This is a genomic window from Pseudomonas sp. 51_B, assembly GCF_017491595.1.
In the GTDB taxonomy this organism is placed as follows: domain Bacteria; phylum Pseudomonadota; class Gammaproteobacteria; order Pseudomonadales; family Pseudomonadaceae; genus Aquipseudomonas; species Aquipseudomonas promysalinigenes.
On the sequence record NZ_JAFGYW010000218.1, the window covers coordinates 1 to 501 of the forward strand.

Genomic DNA, 501 nt, shown 5'->3' on the forward strand with positions numbered 1-501 from the left:
GTTCTTCCAGGACGTGCGCGTGCCGAAGGAAAACCTTCTCGGCCAGGCGGGTGCCGGGTTTGCCTATCTGATGCAGGAGTTGCCGCAGGAACGTCTGACCGTGGCTATCGGCGGCCTGGCCTCGGCCGAGGCAGCGCTGCAATGGACGCTGGATTACACCCGTGATCGCAAGGCGTTCGGCAAGGCGATTGCCGATTTTCAGAACACCCGCTTCAAACTGGCCGAAATGGCTACCGAGATTCAGATCGGCCGGGTTTTTGTCGACCGCTGCCTGGAGCTGCATTTGCAGGGCAAACTCGATGTGCCGACGGCGGCAATGGCCAAATATTGGGGCACCGACCTGCAATGCAAAGTGCTCGACGAGTGCGTGCAACTGCATGGCGGCTACGGCTTCATGTGGGAATACCCGGTGGCCCGGGCGTGGGCGGATGCGCGGGTGCAGCGGATTTATGCCGGCACCAATGAAATCATGAAGGAGATTATTGCGCGGTCGCTTTGATG

Annotated in this window: 1 protein-coding gene; it reads left to right on the forward strand. The window is 60.3% G+C overall.

What is annotated here, in order from left to right; genetic code table 11:
* On the forward strand, window positions 1-499 hold a 499-nt coding region (locus J5M56_RS24490), incomplete at its 5' end, for an acyl-CoA dehydrogenase family protein (protein ID WP_279381844.1).
* Between the last annotated feature and the right edge of the window lie 2 nt (window positions 500-501).